Annotated in this window: 1 protein-coding gene; it reads left to right on the top strand. The window is 41.3% G+C overall.

The genetic code is table 11. The annotated features are described in order from the left end of the window. The coding region (locus tag ACZFYI_RS18890) for a PD-(D/E)XK nuclease family protein (RefSeq protein ID WP_462525672.1) at positions 1 to 2,508 on the top strand (2,508 nt) is incomplete at its 5' end. Positions 2,509 to 2,558: the final 50 nt, after the last annotated feature.

Genomic DNA, 2,558 nt, shown 5'->3' with positions numbered 1-2,558 from the left:
CTCTATCTCCATTTGTCAGAAATCAAGGAACTGGAATCTGATCTCAGTTTTTTGAGCGATAGTCAGATTGAATTGATCCGTCAGTTTTGGAATTCATTTGAAAGACAGGACAGAAGCCACCAAGAGAAATTTCTGAAGTTTTGGCAAATGCTTAGTCCATTATACCAAGCTTACCAGGCTTCTCTGGAAGTTTCCGGATTGGCTTATTCCGGAAAGTTATACCGGAAAGTTGCGGCATCGCTTGACACTATCCCTAAACCTGATAAGCAATTCATCTTCATCGGGTTCAATGCATTTACCGGCACGGAAGAAAAACTGATCAAGCATTTTATTTCTGAGTTTGAGGCAAGGATTTTTTGGGATATCGATGGATATTACTTGGATGATGCCAATCAGGAAGCGGGACTTTTTTTTAGGGATTACCAAAAAGACAAAGTTTTTGGACCGACATTTCCCAAAGAAATTCCCAATCACATCCAAAACAGGAAAACCAAAATCCATACCTATGCCACTCCACTGAAAACCAATCAGGCGAATTTGGTTGGGTCTATTTTAGAAAAAGGAGGACAGAATGAAAATTGGGAAGAAACTGTGGTGATATTGCCTGATGAGCAGATGCTGTTTCCGATCCTACACACTTTGCCGGGTCAAATCGACAAAGTCAACGTGACGATGGGCTATCCTGTCAAAAATGCACCTGTGTACGCTTTTTTGGAGTCGGTTTTGGAAATGCAACGGTTTATCAAAGTCGAAGAAGGCAAGGTTTTGTTTTACCATCAGCCTGTCAAAAACCTGCTGTCTTCGATTTACCTCAAGTCTGAAAATGAATCTTTTGTAGCAAAGACTTTGGCAGACATGCAGGAGAAAAATCAAATCTATATTCCTGAATCTACTTTGCATCAAGGCGGTGCTTTGTTTCAGCTTATCTTTCAGCAACTCAAAGGCGAGACGCTATTTCCTTATCTCTCTGTCCTGATGGAACAGCTTGCGGAGCGGTTGACAGAGGAGCCTTTACAGCGCTCTTACTTGTTTCAGTGCTTCAAGCAGTTGAACAGGTTGAGGGAGATTTTTGAAAAACAGGAATCGACAACCGTGGATCGCGAGTTCTTCATCCGTTTGTTCCGACAGGTTTTTCGTGAGGTAAAGTTGCCATTTGAAGGGGAACCGTTGCAGGGATTGCAAGTCATGGGTGTGTTGGAATCCAGAAACCTGGATTTTCGCCGTGTAATCATTTGTAATATGAATGAGGACAGTTTTCCTCCTTCTGCCGGGCTCAATTCCATGATTCCTTTTAATATCCGAAAGGCATTTGGTCTTCCTGTTCAGGAACAGAATGATGCCATTTATGCCTACACTTTTTACAGGCTGCTTCACAGTGCCGAGGAAGTGCATATGATTTACACTACCGCCTCCGATCAAGGCAAAGCAGGTGAAAAGAGCCGGTATATCCAGCAGATGATGGTCGAGTTGGGAATTGAGATGAAGGAAGAAATCATCTATGTACCCATTGACTTGAAAAATACAGATGCCATTTCCATTCACAAAAACCCCGAAGTGCTCCATTTGCTGGAGAGGTATGTGGTTACTGCCGAAGGTTTTTCGCAGACTTCATTTTCACCTTCAGCTTTGAGTGTGTATCTTGATTGTGGGCTTAAATTTTACCTGCAATACCTCGCCAATATTCAGGAAAAGGACGAAGTAAAAGAAGAGGTTGACGCAGCGGTATTTGGGAATATTGTCCACTACAGTATGGAATTTCTCTATGATGGATTTAGAAAAAGAAAAAACAGAGATGTTCTTGAAAAAGGGGATTTCGAGGATTTGAGGAAAAATTGGGTCTTTCCATCGATCGAATTGGGTGTCAGGAAGTTTTATCACCTTGAGGAAAATGCAGACACCAAACTTAGCGGACAAATGGCCATTGTCCGGGATGTGATGCAAAAATACATGGTCCGCTTGCTTGAGATCGATGAGGAAGATGCTCCTTTCCGCCTGGTATCTATGGAAAAAGCCCACAAGGCCCAATTTGAAATCAAAACTGGAATTGGTATCAAGAATATCAGTCTCAAAGGATATATTGATAGGGTGGATGAGAAAGAGGGTACGATTAGGTTGATAGATTACAAATCCGGTGGTGACAAAAAGGATTTTTCTAATGTGGCAAGCCTTTTTGATCGGGAGGATAAAAACAGGAACAAAGCAGCCATGCAGACCATGTACTATGGATTGCTTTATCAGGCCATGCATCCTGAAAATTCCAAACCTCTGAAACCGGCATTATTTAATTTCAAGGAGATTTTCAAAGAGGATTTCAATCCATATCTGCAGCAAAAAGAACCAAGAGGAACTGCAGTAGAAGTTCAGGATTATAATAAATATCAATCGGAATATGAATATGGATTGAGGAGTATGCTTGAAGAAATGTATGATCCTGAAGTTCCTTTTTCTCAGACCGAGAATTTGGAAAAATGTAAGTTTTGCCCCTATTCAGGTATTTGTGGAAGGTAAGTATTCAATTCATGAAACTCATAGTCAAGGTTCGTGTCGTCACGAACATT

It is taken from the genome of Aquiflexum sp., from assembly GCF_977115555.1.
Note: the sequence above shows the minus strand (reverse complement) of the source record. Positions and strands in the feature narration are given on the sequence as shown.